The organism is Bradyrhizobium sp. Crot121 (assembly GCF_059512385.1).
In genome coordinates, this window is record NZ_JCAMOR010000390.1 from 1 (window position 1) to 439 (window position 439).

Below are 439 nucleotides of genomic sequence, written 5' to 3' on the forward strand. Positions count from 1 at the left end.
GACGAGGTCGTCAATAGTCATGCGCCACTGGTTGTGACCCGCCGTGGCGGAAAGGCTGTCGTTGTCATGTCGGAAGAAGAATATGAGGCGATGCAGGAGACGCTCCATCTATTGAGCAACCCCGTCAATGCCGAGCTTCTTCGTCAGTCGATCGCCGAGCTTGAGGCGGGCGGCGGTGTCGGGCATGACCTCGTGGAGAACAAGCCTTGAAGCTGGCCTGGTCGCAACGCGCCTGGCTTGACTATATCCATTGGCAGCAAACGGACTGGAGCACGGTCGAAAAGATCAACGCCCTCATCAAGGATTCAATGCGAACGCCTTTTTCCGGCATCGGAAAGCCGGAGCCTTTGCGCGGGGAGTTGCAAGGCTATTGGTCGCGCCGCATTTCCGGCGAGCATCGCCTCGTTTATCGCGTTTACGGCGCAGGCCGGGATCAGGT

At 58.8% G+C, this 439-nt stretch carries 2 protein-coding genes; both read left to right on the forward strand.

The annotated features are described in order from the left end of the window. Positions 1-210 (forward strand): type II toxin-antitoxin system Phd/YefM family antitoxin (locus AC5ZGW_RS47125; protein ID WP_496114271.1); only part of this gene is annotated, 210 nt, incomplete at its 5' end. Next, positions 207-439 (forward strand): Txe/YoeB family addiction module toxin (locus tag AC5ZGW_RS47130; protein ID WP_496114272.1); only part of this gene is annotated, 233 nt, incomplete at its 3' end. The genes AC5ZGW_RS47125 and AC5ZGW_RS47130, both read left to right, overlap by 4 nt.